We start from the raw sequence: 2,023 nt of genomic DNA on the forward strand, positions 1-2,023 counted from the left end.
CCGCCCCCCCGCCGCGCCGTGGCCGAAGGCCAGTCCGCCGCCGGCCGTGGCGAACTGCGCGATGTCGCCGGGGAAGAGGCGGTCGGTACGGGACGGTGTCGCCGACGCGCGGATGGCCGCGGCCATCGAGTCCCGGCTGCGGGGCCAGTCGTCCGGCCGGACCGGCACCACCGGCCCGTCCGTCCGCCGCGCCGCCGGAACGCCTGCGGGGGCGGTGGCGCCGCCGGTGATCTCGTCGACCGCCGCGTCCAGGAAGGCCCGGTCCACCGGGAACCGCTCCGCCACCACATCGGCGAGGTGGGCCGCCTTGCGCCGGTCCAGCGCCAGCAGGCTGGTGAGCGGGAGGAACAGCGCGAGCCGCAGACAGGCCAGCGCGTACCGGTCCACCGCGACGCCCCGCCGGTCGGACGGCGCCACGAACCCCGGGTTGGCGACGGTCTGCCGGCCGGGCTCGTCGATCCGGTGCGCCGCCTCGAAGTCCAGCAGGGCGACGCTGTCGTCCTCGCGGATCATGATGTTGAACAGGTGCAGGTCGTTGAAGACCACGCCCCGGGCGTGGACGTCCTCGACGGCGCGTTCCACCCGCGCGTGGACGTCGAGGGCCCAGGCCGTGTACTCGGCCAGCCGCTCCTCGCTCGGGTCGGCCTCGATGAGCGGGTGACGGCGGGCGAAGAACGTGTTGAGCGGCTTGCCGTCGATGTGCTCCAGTACCAGGAAGTGGTGCTCCCCGACCGTCAGGTGATCGAGCACCTCGGGTGTGCAGCCGAGACCGGACAGCCGCTCCAGCGCCCGGCGTTCGCGGTGCAGCCGGGTCACGGCGTCCGCGCCGTCGGCCGCCAGACCGGCGTGCGGCCGGGCCTCCTTGAGGACGACCCGTTCCCCGGTGCGGGAGTCGCGGGCGAGGTAGACGCCGCCGCCGTTGGAGAAGTGCAGCGCCGACTCGACGGCGTAGGGCAGGCCGCCCACGGTCAGCGCGTCCCGGGCCGCCAGGTGCGGGCGCAGGAAGGCGGGCGGGTCCACCCAGTCCGGCACGCGGAAGACGGGGCCGCGCAGGTCGGGCACCAGCACTCCGTCGGGACCGGTCACGGCCGGCCGCAGCTCCCCTTGCGCGTCGTAGCAGTTGCGCCGGGTGAAACCGCCGTACCGGACGTGCACGGGTCCTTCGCCGAGCCGCAGGTCACTCAGGATGTACGGTCCGGGTTCGCCCGCCAGCAGCTCCGACAGTTCGCCCGCGAGCCGTTCGAACCGCGCCTCGTCCGCCGGGTACACGGTGATGAACTTGCCGCTGCCCGCCCGGTCCGCGTACTTGGCGTTGCGCTGGTGCAGCAGATAGCGGCTGGGGACGAACTTGAAGGCCGTGCCGCCGGCGACACAGTGCCGCCACACGCGTTCGAGCACGGACTCGGCGTTGTCGAGGCAGGCGGAGACGTGGATCTTCCAGCCCTGGTCGGGCAGTTCGGCGTCGACCGGACGCAGGGCCAGCCAGTCCCCGCTCTCGTTGCGCTGCCATCCCTGCGGGACGGGCCACGAGGCCGCGGCGTACCGGGAGCGCCCGGTACCGGCCGGGGAGACGGTGCGGTGCGGAGCGTCGTAGAAGTGCGGGTCCGCGTCGCAGTACACGGCATAGCCCTTGTTCACGCCGTCTCCCTCCCATCGGTTGCCGACGGGCATGACGCTGTCACGGGGCGCACCGCCCCGCACAGTCACCGCTGTCATCACTCCGACGTGCGGAACGCACGGGTAACTTCGCGGAGGCCGGGTTCCGCCGGGCGCGCGGGGAACCGGAAGTGTTCGCCGAAGGGGCTGCCGGTGCCGGTCTCCGTCGTGTCGGGGACGTCGTGCGGCGGGGCGGGGCGCGCGGTGGAGACGGTGCCGCGGTCGCCTGGACGCCGAAGACCGCGCGTCCGCCCGCCCTCCGGTCAGCCGGGCTGCCGTACCGGCTCCGGCTCCTCCCGTCGCGCGTACGCCGCCCAGTCCACGATCCGCACCGCCGCGCCGGCGGCCTCCCCGCCCCGGCGGTGGG

General features: G+C 74.5%; 1 protein-coding gene. It reads right to left on the minus strand.

The annotated features are described in order from the left end of the window. On the minus strand, positions 1-1,638 hold a 1,638-nt coding region (lanKC, locus tag B7767_RS38880), incomplete at its 3' end, for a class III lanthionine synthetase LanKC (protein WP_218775855.1). Positions 1,639-2,023 lie beyond the last annotated feature (385 nt).

Origin of the sequence: Streptomyces sp. 13-12-16 (assembly GCF_002114215.1) — a bacterium.
GTDB lineage: Bacteria > Actinomycetota > Actinomycetes > Streptomycetales > Streptomycetaceae > Streptomyces.